This is a genomic window from Methylobacterium oryzihabitans, assembly GCF_004004555.2.
Taxonomy (GTDB): domain Bacteria; phylum Pseudomonadota; class Alphaproteobacteria; order Rhizobiales; family Beijerinckiaceae; genus Methylobacterium; species Methylobacterium oryzihabitans.
This window is the reverse complement of the sequence record NZ_SACP01000038.1, coordinates 1-15,206: the sequence shown is the minus strand read 5'-3', so window position 1 is coordinate 15,206 and position 15,206 is coordinate 1. Positions and strand designations below refer to the sequence as shown.

Here is a 15,206-nt window from a genome sequence, read left to right as displayed (position 1 = left end):
TGCCGTTCGTCCGATGATGCCGGCCACGGGGCTCGAGGATCACGGTCGCCACCGCGTGGAGGTTCCGCAGTTCCCCGATGCTTGGGCGAGCCGGCCCAGAGCATGGCTCGACCGGTCGAACGTCGCCCCCGGGACCTCGCCCGGAACCGTGACGATCCCGGCGAGACGTCAGCGGTCGGCACGGCGGCCAGCCGAGACCTCGCGAACGGTCCCCGGAAGGTGGCGCCGGTCCGGTCACGCGACGGCCGAGGCCAGGACAGGTCGATCCGGGCTGTCCGGCGGCAGACCGGATTGTCCACAGAATTCGTCGCGTGCTCCTGGCGCCGCTACCATGAAGACGATGATGAGCGGAGGACACTCGCTCGATCGCATTATTAAGACTGCTGAGCGATCCTCGCCCGTGTGGTGTTGATACGGACCGCGACCTCGCCCATGGTGGCACGATCATGTCGAAACGGCGTCAGGTGCCATGATCTGCAGTTCGTCAGCTCCACCCGCGCTCGAAGAGCACACCGCTGTGCTTCAGCGTCACCTGATCTCGATTTCGGAGGCCATCGTCCGGACGCGCCAGGAGATCGCCGATCTCCGGCACGAGCAGGAAGCCAGTCGCGCTCGCGACGAACTCCACGCCGTCGTCCAGGGCACCGAGCAGGCCACCGACACCATCCTCACGGCCTCCGAAACCGTCGAGAGCCTCGCCCGCGGGATCGCCATGCGGGCCGGGGACGACGCGACCCGGACGGACGCTCTCGCCATTCAGGCTCAGATGCAGGCCATCTTCGAAGCCTGCAACTTCCAGGACCTGACCGGTCAGCGGATCTCGAAGGTCGTTCGCACCATCATGCTGGTCGAGGAGCGAGTCGGCGAGATGCTCAACCTGTGGTCGGGATCCGGCGCCGCGCCCCCGACGAAGCCGATGGGCGACCGGCGCACCGGCGACGACGCGCTCCTGAACGGTCCCGCGCTGCCCGGCGCCGCCGCCGTCTGCCAGGACGCCGTCGACGCGATGTTTCCCTAGCCTCGCCTTCCGGGTGAACCGACGGGCGGGATCCTGTCACCGGAACGCCGCGGCCCGGTCTGGGTAACGGCGAGCGACATCGCCTTGCCAGGGCGGCGCCTGTGCACGACCTCGGGATGTCAGGTGCCCTCCCCGATCCTCGGCACGTCGGACATCCTCGTTCTCGGGCGCCTCGTGACGGTCTGCGAGATCGAACGCGGTGGGGATCGAGCAACGGCCCTACAAGGGCGGCTGCGGTGCAGTCGCTCCCGCGTTTCGGAAACCGGCTTCGCTCAAGCACCGCAAAGGAGCGGCAAATCCGATCTCGCCGTTCAACAGGTCAACTGATTGTGCGGCAGGTCAGATGAAAGTGGCGCACCCGACACGATTCGAACGTGTGACCTTTGCCTTCGGAGGGCAACGCTCTATCCAGCTGAGCTACGGGTGCTGACCGCGGGACCTCACTAGCGCAGGTCGGCGGGCGGCGCAACCGGGTTCGGATCGGGGAGTCGGCTCAAAGGGATCCGGGCGAGGGCTCCTGCGGCAAAGGTCACACGGTCGAATCGTGTCGGGCGCGCCGGGAGAAGGGCGACTGAGCCGTGCGGGGCCGGCATTGCGCCCGGGATCCAGACGGCATGTGGCGCGTCTGCCGCTGCGTGCCGCTGATGTGCCGGCTGCGCCCATGATAGTCTGGCATGAGCGCACCGACGATCGAGAGGCCCCTAGGGCGGGGACCGCAGCAGGCATGACCAGCATCTACGCCCATTCCGTGCCAGGCCAGCCGGTAACGCAATGGGAGCCCCTGGCGGACCATCTCTCTCGGGTAGGCGAGATCGCTGCACGCTTCGCCGACGTCTTTGGCTGGGGTGAGCTGGCGCGGCTCGCCGGCACGCTCCACGATGTCGGCAAGGCATCGAAGGCATTTCAGGCTTACCTGCACGCCCAAGCCCCAAGCTGCGACCACTCGACGGCAGGCGCACGCGTGGCCGTAGCCGAGTATCCCCTCCCGCTCGGGCGGATGCTCGCCACCATAATCGCGGGTCATCATGCGGGTCTCGACGACGGCGATGGGATCGACAGCCGGCTCGATCCGAGCCAGCGCGACATCCCGGCCTTCGAGGGGTGGCGGAGCCACGCCGCACCACTCCCGCCGATGGCGCGGCTGGTCCCCACGCGGCGTTTCGCCCAGAGCGCGGTGCCGGGCTTCACCCACGCGTTCCTGACTCGGATGCTCTTCTCCTGTCTGGTTGATGCCGACTTCCTGGAGACCGAGCGGTTCTATGCCGGCGCGCGGCCGGTCTCCCGGGGCGGCTACCCCACGATCGCCGTCCTGCAGGCGCGGCTACGGGCCCATCTCGACGGGCTGTCGGCCAGGGCGCGGCCCAGCCCCGTCAACGCCGTGCGGGCCGAGGTGCTCGCGGCCGTGCGCGAGCGGGCGGCGCTGGCACCAGGGCTGTTCACCCTCACGGTCCCGACCGGCGGCGGCAAGACGCTGGCCTCGCTCAGCTTCGCCCTCGATCATGCCGTGGGGCACGGCCTGCGGCGCGTCGTCCACGTCGCGCCGTTCACTGCGATCATCGAGCAGACCGCCGCGGTGTTCCGCACCGCCCTCGAGGAGGAGGCCGGCGTCCTCGAACATCACGCCACCTTCGACTGGCAGGCTGCCGGCCGCATTGGCGACGATGGGATCGGTCTCGATCCAGCCTCCCGGCTACGCCGCGCCGCCGAGAACTGGGACGCGCCGGTCGTCGTCACCACGGCGGTGCAACTGTTCGAGAGCCTGTTCGCGAACCGCACATCGCGCTGCCGCAAGCTGCACAACCTCGCCGGCAGCGTCATCGTCCTCGACGAGGCGCAGGCGATGCCCTTGCCCCTGCTGAGATCGTGCCTCGCCGCGATCGAGGAACTGGCCCGCAATTACGGCGCCAGCGTCGTGCTCTGCACGGCGACGCAGCCCGCCCTGCGGCAGGTCGACGGCTTCGAGGCCGGGCTGCCGGTCGACGACACCCGCGAACTCGCTCCCGATCCGCCCCGGCTCTACCGGGTGCTGCGGCGGGTCGCGGTCGAGCGGCTCGCCGGCTTGACCCCGGACGAGACGGTGGCGCGGCGCTTCGTCGAGGTCCCGCAGATGCTCTGCATCGTCAATTCGCGCCGGCACGCGAAGGCCCTGTTCGATCGGATCGCGTCCCTGCCGGGGGCGGTCCATCTCAGCACTCTGATGTGCCCCCGCCACCGCCGGGCCGTGCTCAATGCCGCCCGAGCGTCGCTGCGCGACGGCGCGCCGGTGCGGATCGTCAGCACGTCGCTGATCGAGGCCGGCGTGGACATCGACCTGCCGGAGGTCTGGCGCGCGACGGCCGGGCTCGACGCCGTGGCGCAGGCCGCCGGCCGGTGCAACCGCGAGGGAGCTCTGGCAGGCGCCGGGCGCGTCGTGGTGTTCGAGCCGGCCGACGCTCCGCCGCCCCGGGAGCTCGACGCGTTCCGCCACGCTGCCGAGGAGGTCTTGCGGACGCATGCGGATCCGCTCGCGCCGGACGCGATCCGGGCCTATTTCCGGGGAGTCTACTGGCGCAAGGGCCCGCACCTGTTCGACAGTCCCCGGCTGGACGGCGACACCTGGCCGATCCTGCCGGCCATCGCCGAACGGGCGAGGACGCAGGCCTTCCCTTTCGACAGCATCGCCCGGGCCTTCCGCCTCATCGACGACACAATGGAGCCGGTCATCGTGCCGTGGCCGGCCAGCCCGGACGACGACCGGGCGCAGACCCTCCTGTCCCGGATCGCCGCCATGGACCGTCCCCTCGGCGACGACCTGCGCCGTCTGCAGGCCTACGTCGTGCCCGTTCCGCCGACGCTGCGGGCGCGCTGGCTAGCGCTCGGCCGCCTGCGGCCCGTCCACCCCCTGCTCGAAGGGGCTCTGCTGCGCCTCGACGACGACATGGATTTCTACGATCCGCGGACCGGTCTGAGGCTGTAGGACGATGCCTACCGCGCGCCGGAGGACAACATCATCGCGTGAGGCCGCTCGCGGATCGGCGGCCCGACGCCCTTCGATCCGCGCCCCCCGTGAGGGGGCGACGCGTGACGCCCATGGGACGGCGGATCCCGTCGTGGTTTCGATCCGCGCCCCCGTGAGGGGGCGACCTACGGGACCGTAGGCTGCCGCATGATCGCCCCGTTTCGATCCGCGCCCCCGTGAGGGGGCGACCACCCGCTCTTCAACGACGGCGACCTGCTCTACAAGTTTCGATCCGCGCCCCCGTGAGGGGGCGACCCTCGCGAACCTGATGATCCACGTCTGCTCACGCTGTTTCGATCCGCGCCCCCGTGAGGGGGCGACCGCGGCGACCTCCTTCTTGGACTGGCCCTCGAAGGTGTTTCGATCCGCGCCCCCGTGAGGGGGCGACCGGCCGGCACTCTAACCGCCTGCTCGGAAAACGAAATACGACCCACTTGCGCGAACGCCTCCTGCCGGGGCGGTCCGGGCCGGAGCGGGAACCGACACGGTGTCGAAAAGTGCCGTTCCGCAAGGGGTTCGGCGATGCGCGAACGCTCCGGGCGAAGGCCGTCCGCTTCGGGTTCGCGCAAGCGGCTAGAAGAGCAGCGGCCCGTCGAGATCGAGGATCGGCTTGGCGCCGACATGCTCGATCCGTCCGCGCGCATTGGCGCCCAAACGGTAGAAGCGGAGCGAGTCGCGCTGCGGATCGATCTCGCCGACGAGGCGGGCGCGCAGCTCCGTCCATTGCGCGGGCTCGACCTCGCACTCGAAGACCGAGTTCTGCACCCGCTGGCCGTAATCGAGGCAGGCTCGCGCGAAGCGACGCAACGCAAGCGCCGCCGTCCGGCAGCGGATTGGGTGTTCACGTCGTAGGCCACGAGCATCAGCAGGGCACCGCCTCACTTCCAGACGAAGGCCGGGTATCCGTCGAGGTCTCCGCGCAGGTGCCGGGCCAGCATCTGCGCCTGGGCGTGGCAGACGAGGCCGAGCGGCATCGTCTCGTCGAGGAAGGGGTGGCGCAGTTCCTCGCGCTTGCGCTCCTGCCAGGCGACGAGAACGCGCTCGCGGGCCTCGTCGGTGAGGCGCACGCCACCCGCCTCCTCGACGACGAAGTCCTCCGCGCCGAGTTGCCGCCGGTTGACGAGGCTGAGCGCGAGCCGGTCGGCCAGGACCGCGCGCAGTTCCTCCATCAGGTCGAGGGCGAGGCTGGCGCGGCCGGGGCGGTCGGCATGCAGATACCCGACCTGCGGATTCAGGCCGTGCGCCTCCAGCGCCGACCGGCAATCGTGGCCGAGCAGCGCGTAGAGGAACGACAACAGGGCGTTGATCCGGTCGCGCAGGGCAGTCGGGCCGTCATCCCGGCGCTACGGCTCGATCACCTCGACCCCCGCCGGCAGTCCCTCCCGGTCCACGGTGACGCGGTAATCCGAGAAGCTGCGGGCCGGGGGCCAGTTGTCGGTGGCGTCGGCGCCGATCTCGTGCGCCTCGCCCTTGTGCACCCGCAGGGTCTGCACCCGGTCGAACAGGGTGTGGGCGGGCGCGTTGCCGAGCGCCGTGGCGTGGCGGAAGATCACGAGCTTGCGGGTCGCCATCTCGCCGCGGGCGGCCGAACGGTCGTGGTCGAACATCTGCCCGAGAGCCTCGAACAACAGCGCGAGATCGTCGTCAGAGAAGCCGGTGCCCTTCACCGGGTGCGAGGCCAGCGGCGCCGAGACGAAGCCATGGGCGCGGTAAAGGCCATAGGGCACGATGTGCTTGCGACCCATGGTGCGCCCGCCCTTGGTCTCGGCGTCGGACTCCGTGGTGGCGGCGAGGCGCGTGATGGCGATCTCGAGCGGCAGGACCGGCTCGACCGAGCGCGCGAAGGCGAGTTGCACCGGGCCGCGCACCTGGCCGGCATTGACGCCGGTGGTCATCACCGCCCCGAAGGTGCGGATGTCCCAGAAGTTGGCGCACATCCAGCGCGTCAGCTCCCGCGCCTTGGCCTCCTTCGGCAGCTTCTTCTGGTCCTCGGGCTTGGCCTCCGGCATCACCGCGGCCCAGGCCCGCCGGTGTTCGAGGTTCAGGGTGGCGCCGTCGCGCATGTAGATCTCGTGGCCCGGGGCGTCGGGGCGGGCCAGGGCGACGTAGTTGCGGATCTTGCGCTTGAGAGCGACGTCCGAGACGAGGCCCTGGCTGGTCTCGGGGTCGAGGCGCGGCAGGTTGCCGGCATCCGGGTCCCCGTTCGGGTTGCCGTTCTGCACGTCGAAGAACAGCACGAATTCGTGGCGGCGGGTCACGCCGGCGGTCTCAGACGTCATCCTGGCTGTCCTCGATCGTGGTGTCTTCGGTCTGGCCGGACTCCGTCCCGTCCACGGAGGCGAGGGCCGGCCGGCTGGCGAACTGCGCCTGGCGCTGGTGGTAGTAGCCGATGGCGAAGCGCCCCTGCGCGTCGAGCCGCAGCACGCGGGGCAGCGACGAGGGCAGCCGCTCGACGATCTCGCCAATCTCGCGCTCGATCCAGTAATCCTTGCGGTCCTTGCGCAGGCGCCCGACGTGGTTCTGCGCTCCGCGCAAGAGCAGTGGGAAGACGCTCGCCGGCGTCGCCGAGGCCGCGCCGAAGTAGCGGTCGCGGATCGTGGCGTTGATCCCCCGGCCGAGGGCGAGGCGCTGCGCAGCTTCGAGCGCCGCGAACAGGCGCCCGAGCTGGTAGGCGGGGCTGGGATCGTCCTTGTCGAGGCTCACCGGAATCTCCCCTCGGTCTCCGTTCAGGCGCAGGTCCCGCGCCAGGCAGGCGCGGATGGCGGCGGCGTGCCAGCCAGTCGCGGGATCGTCCCCCGCCCGCAATCGCATCAGGGCGGCGGCGAGCCAGTTGCGTGGGTAGCGCGTGCCGGAGAGAACTGCCCGGGCGACCTCGCCGGCGAGCAGCGGCGGGATGGTGTCGAACTTTTCTTGCAACGCCGTGGTCTTGACGAGCAGGCGGGCGATCGAGGGCGGCTTGCCCCAGTGGCGCGGGCGGGGCGAGAGCGCGAGGTCGGCATGGTGCTGCGCCAGCCGCCGGGCGAGGACCTCGAAGGAATCCTCCAGCCAGAACCGCACCGACAGACGCGCGGCGTTGGGCGCGAGGCCAAGCACATGGAAGCGGGTGCCGGGCGCGACCTTCGGCGCCACCGATTCGACCGGCCGGCCGGCGGCCAGGGCCGCGAGGACGTCGCGGATCAGCGCGGCTTCGGCCGCATCCTGGTCGGGCGCTGGGCCGGGGGCGGGATCGAACCACGAGGCGAAGGTGTCTTCCGCGGCCAAGGCCGCGTCCTCGCCGACCGTCGCAGACGTGTCGGCCCAGAACACCACAGTGGCGTCGCCGAGCGGACGGCGCAGGCGGTTGCGGCTGTGGCGGTCAAGCAGCCGGTTGAGGGCCGCCCCATAGCGGAACCCCGCCTCTGCCGAGACCGGCGCGTTGTCGCCCTGCAACTTGCCATAGGAGGTGAAGGCGTCCTTGTTAAACGAGACGAGGGCGGCGCCGGAGGATTGCGCGCCCTCCACGCCCTTGATCGTCGGGTGCAGTCGCAACGGGGCGGCGGGTTTGCCGGTGACGAGGCAGACCGGGCCGGTCGCCTCCGCGGCGGGACCGCTTGCCACGAGGAGCCGGGCCGCCGGCCGCTCGTGGAGGCAGCGGCGCTCGCCGGCCAGGGCGAAGACGACGTTGGCGTCGAGCATCTCCGGCTCGAACGGGGCAGCGTCGAAGGCGGCCGGGTCCCAGGTTTCGAGGAAGCGGGCGAGCGCTAGCAGGCCCGGATCGTCGGTCCCCGCCAGCAGGTCGCGGTGCAGGGTCTTGAAGGCGGCGTGCTCCTCCGCCGTTCGTCGGCCCGGGCCGGCGGTGCGGCCGAGAACGTAGGCGGTCTTGTCCCACAGCCGGTTGGGCAGGATGCCTGCGGTGCGCTTGACAGCGGCCGGCACCTCCACGAGGCGGGGCTGGCGCTTGCGGCGCACCATCTCGTGCATGTCCTGCATCTCGACGACGGAACCGTCCGGCGCGAGCACGAGGCAGTAGCCGATTTTCTCGCGGGAGAAGCCCGGCGCCTCCGCCTCGCCCCGCGCCGCCATGCGGTCGTAGTAGCGGTCGAGGGCCTGCAGGACGGTCACGTCACCGTCCCCTCGGCGAGGCAGGCCCGCACGTCGAGCACCCCGCCCGTGAGGCGGGCGCGGAAGAACTGCGACACCCGCCCCGGCCCCATGATGTCGTGGAGCATCCAGCCGAGATCGCGGTCGCGGTGCTCGGCGGGTAGCGTGCTCGCGGGCAGCGGGGCGTCCTCGGTCAGCAGGGCGAAATCGGCCGGGAACTCGCGCGTGCCGAGACAGGGCCGATGGAAGCACTGCCCCGACGCCGCGCGGCGGTTGAACATGCTCAGATACTTGGCCGGCGTGTCGTCGCGGCCCGCCTTGTCGGTGAGCTCGAACCGCGCCTCGATGACGTAGGCGACGTTCGTGAGCAGGGTCGCGGCCCGCTGCTGGCGCTTCTCCTCGACGACGAGGCCGAGCCCCGCCGTGGAGCCCGTCTGCATGGCGCGCTCCGTCAGCGCCGACGACGCCTTGTCCCCGACCTCGTTGCGCCGCAGCGATTGGAAGCGGATCGGCCTGAGCACGTGGATGCGCTCGACGATCCAGCGCATCTGCGGCTTCCAGAGAATGGCGTCGAGGATGCCGCGGGCCGCAGAGGGCGTCATGACGTCGTAGGAGACACGCTCGACCTTCATTTCCGGTCGCGTGAAGCAGGCCCGGTCACCCCAAACGTGTAGCTTGATACCGTATCCCACGCTTGGCCTCCAACGAACCCGATGGTGCGGCATTATTCAAATTTCTAAAAGTCTACAAAGAAACAGTCGTTACTATTAAGATCTTCCATGAATAATTTCCGAAAAACAATTGAACCGCTCCGGGTTTTTCGGAGGCTGATTGACTTGCGTCAGGCGGCCAGGGCTTGGTCGTCGACGTGGGCATGATAGCGCGCTTCGGCCTCGGCGGGAGGGACGTTGCCGATGGGCGCGAGGAGGCGACGGTGGTTGTACCAGTCGACCCACTCCAGGGTGGCGGACTCGACGGCCTCGAAGGAACGCCAGGGTCCGCGTCGGTGGATCACCTCTGCCTTGAACAGGCCGTTGATCGTCTCCGCCAAGGCGTTGTCGTAAGAGTCGCCGACGCTGCCGACCGACGGCTCGATACCGGCTCCGGCCAGACGCTCGGTGTAGCGCAAAGCCAAGTCTTGCGAGCCGCGGTCCGAGTGATGCACCAGCCCGCTGCCCTGAACGGGACGACGCTCGTGCAGCGCCTGTTCCAGAGCATCCAGCACGAAGCTTGCATGAGCGCTGCGTGAGGCTCGCCAGCCGACGATGCGCCGGGCGAACACATCGATGACGAACGCCACATAGACGAAGCCCGACCACGTCGCCACGTCCGTGAAGTCGCTGACCCACAAGGCATTCGACCGTGGAGCCTTGAACTGACGGTTGACGCGGTCGAGGGGGCAAGCTGCGGCCGGGTCGGGGATCGTGGTGCGCACGGTCCTGCCCCGCACCACCCCCGCCAAGCCCAATCGGCGCATCAACCGCGCACCGTGCATCGAGCGACCACGATCCCCTCACGGGCCAGTTGCCGCCAGATCTTACGCACGCCGTGGACGCAGAAACTCGCCTCGAACACGCGCTTGATCTCGATCATCAACACGGCGTCGCTGCGAGCACGAACTGGTTGCTTGTCGGGGTCAGCACGTCGGGCAGCGTGCACGTAGTAGGTCGACGGGGCGATCGGCAGCACCCTGCAGATCGGCTCGACCCCGTAGACCTCTCGATGATCGTCGATGAAGCGGATCATGGCCGAAACCGGCGGTCGAGCTCCGCCATGGCGAAATACGCGCTCGCCTTGCGCAGGATCTCGTTGGCCTGGCGCAACTCGCGGTTCTCCCGCTCGGGTGCTTTGATCCGCTCGCGTTCGTCCGTCGTCTGGCCAGGACGTACACCCTGATCCCGCTCGGACTGGCGCATCCAGTTCCTCAGCGTCTCGCCCGAGCAGCCGATCTTAGCCGCGATCGACTGGATCGCCGACCACTGCGAGCCGTGCTCGCCCTCGTGCTCGCGCACCATCCGCACGGCGCGTTCGCGCACCTCGGGGGAAAACGGGGCTGTTCGCTTCGTCATGGCTCCATCCTCTCAGAAGGGGGAGCCTCCGGGAAACCCGGGGCGATTCACCCCGACCTCGATGGCAAGTCGTCTCTCGCCGGCAATCAGACTCGGACCGCGGGTGATCGCCCAGCTCTTCAGCACACCGTCGACCTCCAGCCGGAAGTCGTAGTGGAGCCGACGGGCAGCGTGCTTCTGGACGACGAAGGACGGCATGTGAACGGCAATCAATCCGGTCTGGCAGCGCCTCCAGTCAGCGTTGCCCCTTACAGGCGCAACGACGAATCGATCCTCAGGTTGCTTCTCCAGAGAACCTCAACCCGAGGTGCGAGGTCGTGCTCGGGGTCCGGCGGATGACGTCAAGCCAGGGCCTCTTGTCCGAACCCGAGCCCGGCGACGAAGCGGTTCCAGGTCTCCCGCGTCACCTGCCCGCCTGTCGCGCGCTGGTGGCCTTGAGCGAAGTGGTCTTTGGGGCCAAGGGTCGGGGCGCGGTCCTGCAGAAAGGCGATCAGGTCCGGCACCGAGGCGCTGCGTGCGGCGAAGTGGACGAAGCCCTCCCGGAAGCCTGCATTGGCGCCGATCACCACCTGTCGGCGCAGGCGATGGGTCCATGATTGGGCGATGAGGGCGTGGATCTGGCAGGGCGAATCGCAGCGGATCAGTGCGACCGGGCCCGCGAAGAGCGGCGGCACCGTGCGGGCAGCGTCGAGTGCCTCCTTCACCTCAGCGCGAGCGGAGCGCAACGCCTCACCGTCGGGCGAGACATCCGACACCACGTCGCTAGGGCTGTCCGCTCGCAGCAGCAGGCGCAAGGCGGGCGAGGCGTCGCCGCGGCTGGAGCGGCGCGGGGCGTTGACGAGGCTCACTGCCTCGCGCAGGGCCTTCACGGTTCCGAAGCGTCGGGCACCGGTCATCACGTTGGGAAACCGCGCCGCGCTCGCGCGCTCCCCGAGATCGCCCACGGCCCCGAGAGCAGCGAGCCAGACGAGGTCGTCGGCGCCCGCCTCGCCGAGCAACGCTGCCGCGCAGCTTTGGGCGAGGAGGCTGGAGGTCGGCGTCGGCTCCGCACCGAAGCCGGACACGACGGTCGCGACTTTTGAAGCCGGCTCGCTGCGCGGCACGTGATGATCGACGATGATCGTCGGCACGCCGGGCAGGATCGGCTCCGCCTGCACGCCGAGATCGGTGACGATCAAGCCGCCGACCGGCGGGCCGGCAGCGAGCTCGGCTCGAATCGCGTCGGACCAAGCGCTCTCGCCGCGCCCGATGACTCGCACCCGCGCTGGGCCGTGGGGTGCCTGCGAGCAAGCCCGAGCGAAGATCGCCCCAGCCGAGAGGCCGTCGGCGTCGTCGTGGCACAGCACCACCGGCGCGCCGGCGCCGAAGCGAGCCAACGTCGGCAGAAAGCCCCCGGAGCCGCCGGACGTCACGATCGCGTCTCGGCTCGAAGGCTTGCAACGAACCGGCGTGCGATGTCGCGGACTGCCTCATTGTCCTGGGTCGCGTCGTCAGCAGGATCCCCGAGGCGATCGACGCTGCGTTCGAGCACGTCCAGCAGTTCGGGATGCCGCTCGGCGACGAAGCGGATGGTGGTGAACAGCAAGTGCTCGACGGCGATCTCTCGCTTGCGGGCCTGCGTCGCTGTGGCCGATGGGGTGTGTGGGTCAGTCATGCCGGCACAACACCCGCCCTCGTCGGCGGTTCTCACTCCAAGCGAGGCACGGGGACGCACCGCTTTCAGGCCGTGCAGCCGACACCCTGTAGTGGAACGGAGGCAATCTGCCTCTACATCGCTTCCCAGAAACAATCGACGACGGAGGGAGGTGACCATGACGGTCGATCGCAGAGCGGCACTCGCCGGCCTCTCGGCACTCGGAGCCGCGGCGCTCTCGGGCACGGCCGCCCGCGCCCAATCGGCGCCGGGTGCCTCGAAGACCTACGTGCTGGTGCACGGAGCCTATGGCGGCGGCTGGATCTGGCGGGACGTCGCGGCAGGGCTGCGCCAGCAGGGGCATCGGGTCTGGACGCCCACCCAGACGGGCCTCGGCGAACGTAGCCACCTGCTGTCGCGCCAGATCACCGTCGAGACCCACATCCAGGATGTGGCCGCCGTCTTCGAGATGGACGAACTCCGCGACGTCATCCTGGTCGGGCATTCCTACGGCGGCATGGCGGTCACCGGGGTCGCCGATCGCCTGACCGACCGGATCCGGCACATCGTCTACCTCGACGCCCTGATCCCGGAGAATGGCGACACCGCCTTCACGATCCTGCCGGCCGGGATGGCCGATGCGCGCCGCAAGGCAGCCCTCGACCAGGGCGCCGGCGTCGGGCTGCCGGTGCCGGGCCCGGATGCGTTTCCGATCCCGGCAGGTCCCGCCAAGGACTGGTTCATGCAGCGCCTGCGGCCGCACCCGATCGGCACCTACGAGAGTCCGGTGCGCCTGTCGAAGCCCGCGGGCGCCGGTCTGCCGGTGACCTACGTCGCCTACACGAACCCCGCCCTGGCTTCGATCGAGCCGAGCCGACAGCGCGCCAGGGCCAAGACCGGCTGGGACTACCGGGAGCTGGCCGTGCCGCACGACGTCGAGGTGCCGATGCCCGAGAAGGTCGTCGAGCTGTTGGTGGGCATCGGATAGAGAGGCCCCTGGGTCAGCTCTCTGGCCGCTCGCGATGGGGCAGATGCATCTGCCTCATCCGGGAAAGGCGTGTGTCGAGGCAGCGAGTGGCAGATACCGCTATCCGGAGGCGACACGGCCCTTGCTGTCTCCGTGACGGGTCAAGCCTGCCAAGGATGAACACGATATCCTCATGGGTCCTGGATGCATCCCCCAGGCGACAATGCGAATTTTCTGGGACTTCGTGCTCCCTCTGTGGTCTATGTGCCACTCCGGCAGCGAAAATGCTGCCACGCAAGCTCAAAGCTATTGCGGACAGCCGCGCTCCAGGGCCGCTCTCATACGGATCGACGAGACAGGCCCGATGTGGCCCAGTTGCGCCGCGGGCGCTTTCCGCCGGCCCCAAGCTCGACTAGCTGACTCGCTAAGTTGTTGAGGCTACGCGGAGCAGATTATACGTCAGCTGAGCGGGTCATTGACCTTCGGAGGGCAACGCTCTATTCAGCTGAGCTACGGGTGCTGACCGCGGGATCTCACCAGCGCAGGTCGACGGGCGGCGCAACCGGGTTCGGATCAGGGAGTCGGCTCAAAGGGATCCGGGCGAAGGCTCCTGCGGCAAAGGTCACACGGTCGGATCGTGTCGCGCGCGCCGGGCGCAGGCTTGGCCGAGTCGGTGGGCGGTTAGAGTGCGCCTCGGATGCGGATGGCGTGTGGCGCGGTCGATCCCGAGTGCCGTTGATGTGCCGGCTGCGCCTGTGCCGCTCTGCCTGCGAACTCGTCGGAGCCGTGCGACGGGCGTGCCCTGCAGGAGGTCCGCCCCTTGATGTGATCGGCGTGGATCATGCCACATCGGAACCGCGCTCACGGGCCAGCTTGCTGCACGAGCCCTCCCCCATCACCCAAAACGTCGCGCTCGCGCAGCACATCGCCGAGCCGCTTGCGATCCGTGATCCGGATCCAGTTGCCATGCCCGGTCGAGCTGCGCCCCTTGATCAGCGCCGAGGCCGGCGAGGATCTCGTGACGGAGACCTCGACCTGTCGGCGGGCGCCGGCAACACCGACCTGCAATTCGTCGCCGGAGCCGTACCGGATCCCGAGGACGACATCGCGGCCCGGCGCCTAAGGGGGGCGCCGGGCCGTTTCGCTTGCGTTCCGGCGCCGGCTGGCGGATGAGGTCCCGCCGGACGTCCGCCACGCCGATCTGCCATGCCTCTCACGAGCCTCCGGGCCGTTCTCACCGGGGTGCCGATGGCGGCGGGGCTCGTCCTCGCGGGACGGATCCTGCTCGCGCGGTGAGCGATGGTCAGGAGCGCCGGGGCGCCGGCGTGCCGTATTCGAGCTGGGTCTTGGCGTCGGGGGCCCGGGGCGGCGGGGGAGCGAAGTCCGGCGTCGAGGCCGGCGAGGTGGCGCAGGCTGCGACCACCGCGAGGATCAGGCCGGCCAGGGCGAGGTGTAAGGCAGGGAACATGGGTTCAGGGCTCCGGTGGTGCGGGATGCACCGTGACGGTTTCGCCGCTGCGCGGGCCGAAAGCTTGGCCGTATCGGGCCGCCATCCCGGCGCGAGCGTGGCGGTTTCGCGGTGACGCCGGCCGCCCGCCTCTCCGCCGCCATCGAGGTGCTGGACGACGTCGCCGGCCGCCGCCGCCCGGCCGCCGACGCGCTCAAGGATTGGGGTCTCGCCCACCGCTTCGCCGGCTCGGGCGACCGCGCCGCGATCGCCAGCCTCGTCTACGACGCCCTGCGCCGGCGCGCCTCCGCCGCCTGGATCATGGGAGAGGACACCTCCCGCGCCGTCCTCGTCGGCATGCTGCGGCTCCAGCGGGGCCTGGCCGCCCCGACCATCGCCGAGCTGTTCAGCGGCGAGCGCTTCGCGCCCCCTCCCCTCACCGGGGCCGAGCGCGCCCGGCTCGACGCCGGGTCGCTCGCCGACGCGCCGGTCCACGTCGCCGGCGACGTGCCGGACTGGGTGCTGCCCTCCCTGAAGACCGCCCTCGGCGACGACCTGCTGCCCGAGCTGAGGGCGCTGGCCCGCCGGGCGCCGCTGGATTTGCGGGTCAACACCCTGAAGACCGACCGCGACGCGGTGCTGGCGGCCCTGCCGCATCTCGGCGCCGCGGCGACGCCGCACGCGCCGCACGGCCTGCGGGTGCCGGTCGGCGACGACGGCCGCGGCCCGGCCCTGCATGTCGAGCCGGAATTCCTCGACGGCTGGTTCGAGATCCAGGACGAGGGCTCGCAGCTCGCCGCCCTGCTGTCGGGCGCCCGGCCGGGCGAGACGGTGGTCGACCTCTGCGCCGGCGGCGGCGGCAAGACCCTGGCGCTCGCCGCGATGATGCAGAACCGCGGCCGCCTCGTCGCCAGCGACGGCGACCCGCGGCGGCTCGCGCCGATCCACGAGCGCCTGCGCCGGGCCGGTGCCGCCGCCGAGGTGCGCACGCCCC

General features: G+C 70.1%; 12 protein-coding genes, 1 tRNA gene, 2 pseudogenes, 1 CRISPR repeat array and 1 other annotated feature. Of the genes and pseudogenes, 4 read left to right on the top strand and 11 right to left on the bottom strand.

Going from position 1 to position 15,206, the window contains the following annotated elements; genetic code table 11:
- The first annotated feature begins 469 nt into the window (after window positions 1-469).
- Window positions 470-1,018: a protein phosphatase CheZ gene (locus EOE48_RS25270; protein WP_127733651.1), complete on the top strand. Its 549-nt coding sequence runs from the start codon at window positions 470-472 to the stop codon at window positions 1,016-1,018.
- Between the two features lie 350 nt (window positions 1,019-1,368).
- On the opposite strand, the gene EOE48_RS25265 is transcribed toward EOE48_RS25270, so the two are convergent.
- A tRNA-Arg gene (locus EOE48_RS25265) sits at window positions 1,369-1,445 on the bottom strand.
- A gap of 189 nt (window positions 1,446-1,634) precedes the next feature.
- Here EOE48_RS25265 and EOE48_RS25260 point away from each other — a divergent pair.
- The gene (locus EOE48_RS25260; protein WP_210249600.1) at window positions 1,635-3,974 is read left to right on the top strand and encodes a CRISPR-associated endonuclease Cas3''; all 2,340 of its coding nucleotides are present in this window, start codon (window positions 1,635-1,637) and stop codon (window positions 3,972-3,974) included.
- A 136-nt stretch (window positions 3,975-4,110) separates the two neighbouring features.
- A CRISPR array of direct repeats spans window positions 4,111-4,405; the repeat unit is 32 nt; unit sequence GTTTCGATCCGCGCCCCCGTGAGGGGGCGACC.
- Window positions 4,406-4,589: 184 nt separating this feature from the next.
- Here the strand turns inward: EOE48_RS25260 and cas2 are convergent.
- The 9 genes and pseudogenes from cas2 to EOE48_RS25215 all read right to left on the bottom strand — a co-directional run bounded on the left by cas2 (window position 4,590) and on the right by EOE48_RS25215 (window position 11,819).
- Window positions 4,590-4,823 (bottom strand): CRISPR-associated endonuclease Cas2, encoded by a 234-nt coding sequence (gene cas2 / locus EOE48_RS25255; RefSeq protein WP_246154869.1) that lies wholly within the window; start codon window positions 4,821-4,823, stop codon window positions 4,590-4,592.
- 71 nt (window positions 4,824-4,894) lie between these two features.
- Complete coding sequence (gene cas1, locus EOE48_RS25250; protein ID WP_281292800.1) at window positions 4,895-5,323, bottom strand: CRISPR-associated endonuclease Cas1; 429 nt, start codon at window positions 5,321-5,323, stop codon at window positions 4,895-4,897.
- A 36-nt stretch (window positions 5,324-5,359) separates the two neighbouring features.
- Window positions 5,360-6,295 carry a type I-C CRISPR-associated protein Cas7/Csd2 gene (gene cas7c / locus EOE48_RS25245; protein WP_127733649.1) on the bottom strand — a complete coding sequence of 312 codons (936 nt, stop codon included), beginning with the start codon at window positions 6,293-6,295 and terminating at the stop codon, window positions 5,360-5,362.
- Window positions 6,285-8,117: a type I-C CRISPR-associated protein Cas8c/Csd1 gene (cas8c, locus tag EOE48_RS25240; RefSeq protein WP_127733648.1), complete on the bottom strand. Its 1,833-nt coding sequence runs from the start codon at window positions 8,115-8,117 to the stop codon at window positions 6,285-6,287. Before cas8c ends, cas7c begins: the two co-directional genes overlap by 11 nt.
- Window positions 8,114-8,821: a type I-C CRISPR-associated protein Cas5c gene (gene cas5c, locus EOE48_RS25235; RefSeq protein ID WP_127733647.1), complete on the bottom strand. Its 708-nt coding sequence runs from the start codon at window positions 8,819-8,821 to the stop codon at window positions 8,114-8,116. Before cas5c ends, cas8c begins: the two co-directional genes overlap by 4 nt.
- Before the next feature lie 116 nt (window positions 8,822-8,937).
- Window positions 8,938-10,165, bottom strand: a pseudogene (locus EOE48_RS25230) (IS3 family transposase).
- Window positions 9,768-9,884, bottom strand: a sequence feature (AL1L pseudoknot). It overlaps the preceding pseudogene by 117 nt.
- 54 nt (window positions 10,166-10,219) lie before the next feature.
- Window positions 10,220-10,357: pseudogene (locus EOE48_RS25225) on the bottom strand (DNA polymerase ligase N-terminal domain-containing protein); the annotation flags it as partial.
- Window positions 10,358-10,506: 149 nt separating this feature from the next.
- Entirely contained in the window at window positions 10,507-11,577 is a 1,071-nt protein-coding gene (locus EOE48_RS25220) for a DHH family phosphoesterase (protein ID WP_127733646.1), read from the bottom strand.
- On the bottom strand, window positions 11,574-11,819 hold the full coding sequence (locus tag EOE48_RS25215; protein ID WP_187371543.1) for a hypothetical protein: 246 nt from the start codon (window positions 11,817-11,819) through the stop codon (window positions 11,574-11,576). The genes EOE48_RS25220 and EOE48_RS25215 overlap by 4 nt, the downstream gene beginning before the upstream one ends.
- A 157-nt stretch (window positions 11,820-11,976) precedes the next feature.
- Between EOE48_RS25215 and EOE48_RS25210 the strand changes: the two genes are divergently transcribed.
- Window positions 11,977-12,786, top strand: coding sequence for an alpha/beta hydrolase (locus tag EOE48_RS25210; protein WP_127733645.1), 810 nt, complete (start codon window positions 11,977-11,979; stop codon window positions 12,784-12,786).
- Window positions 12,787-14,068: 1,282 nt separating this feature from the next.
- Here EOE48_RS25210 and EOE48_RS29365 read toward each other — a convergent pair.
- Window positions 14,069-14,233, bottom strand: a complete 165-nt coding sequence (locus EOE48_RS29365) for a hypothetical protein (protein WP_187371542.1) — start codon at window positions 14,231-14,233, stop codon at window positions 14,069-14,071.
- A 111-nt stretch (window positions 14,234-14,344) separates the two neighbouring features.
- On the opposite strand from EOE48_RS29365, the gene EOE48_RS25205 reads away from it, so the two are divergent.
- Window positions 14,345-15,206, top strand: an 862-nt coding sequence (locus EOE48_RS25205) for an RsmB/NOP family class I SAM-dependent RNA methyltransferase (RefSeq protein ID WP_127733644.1), incomplete at its 3' end; no start/stop codon positions are given.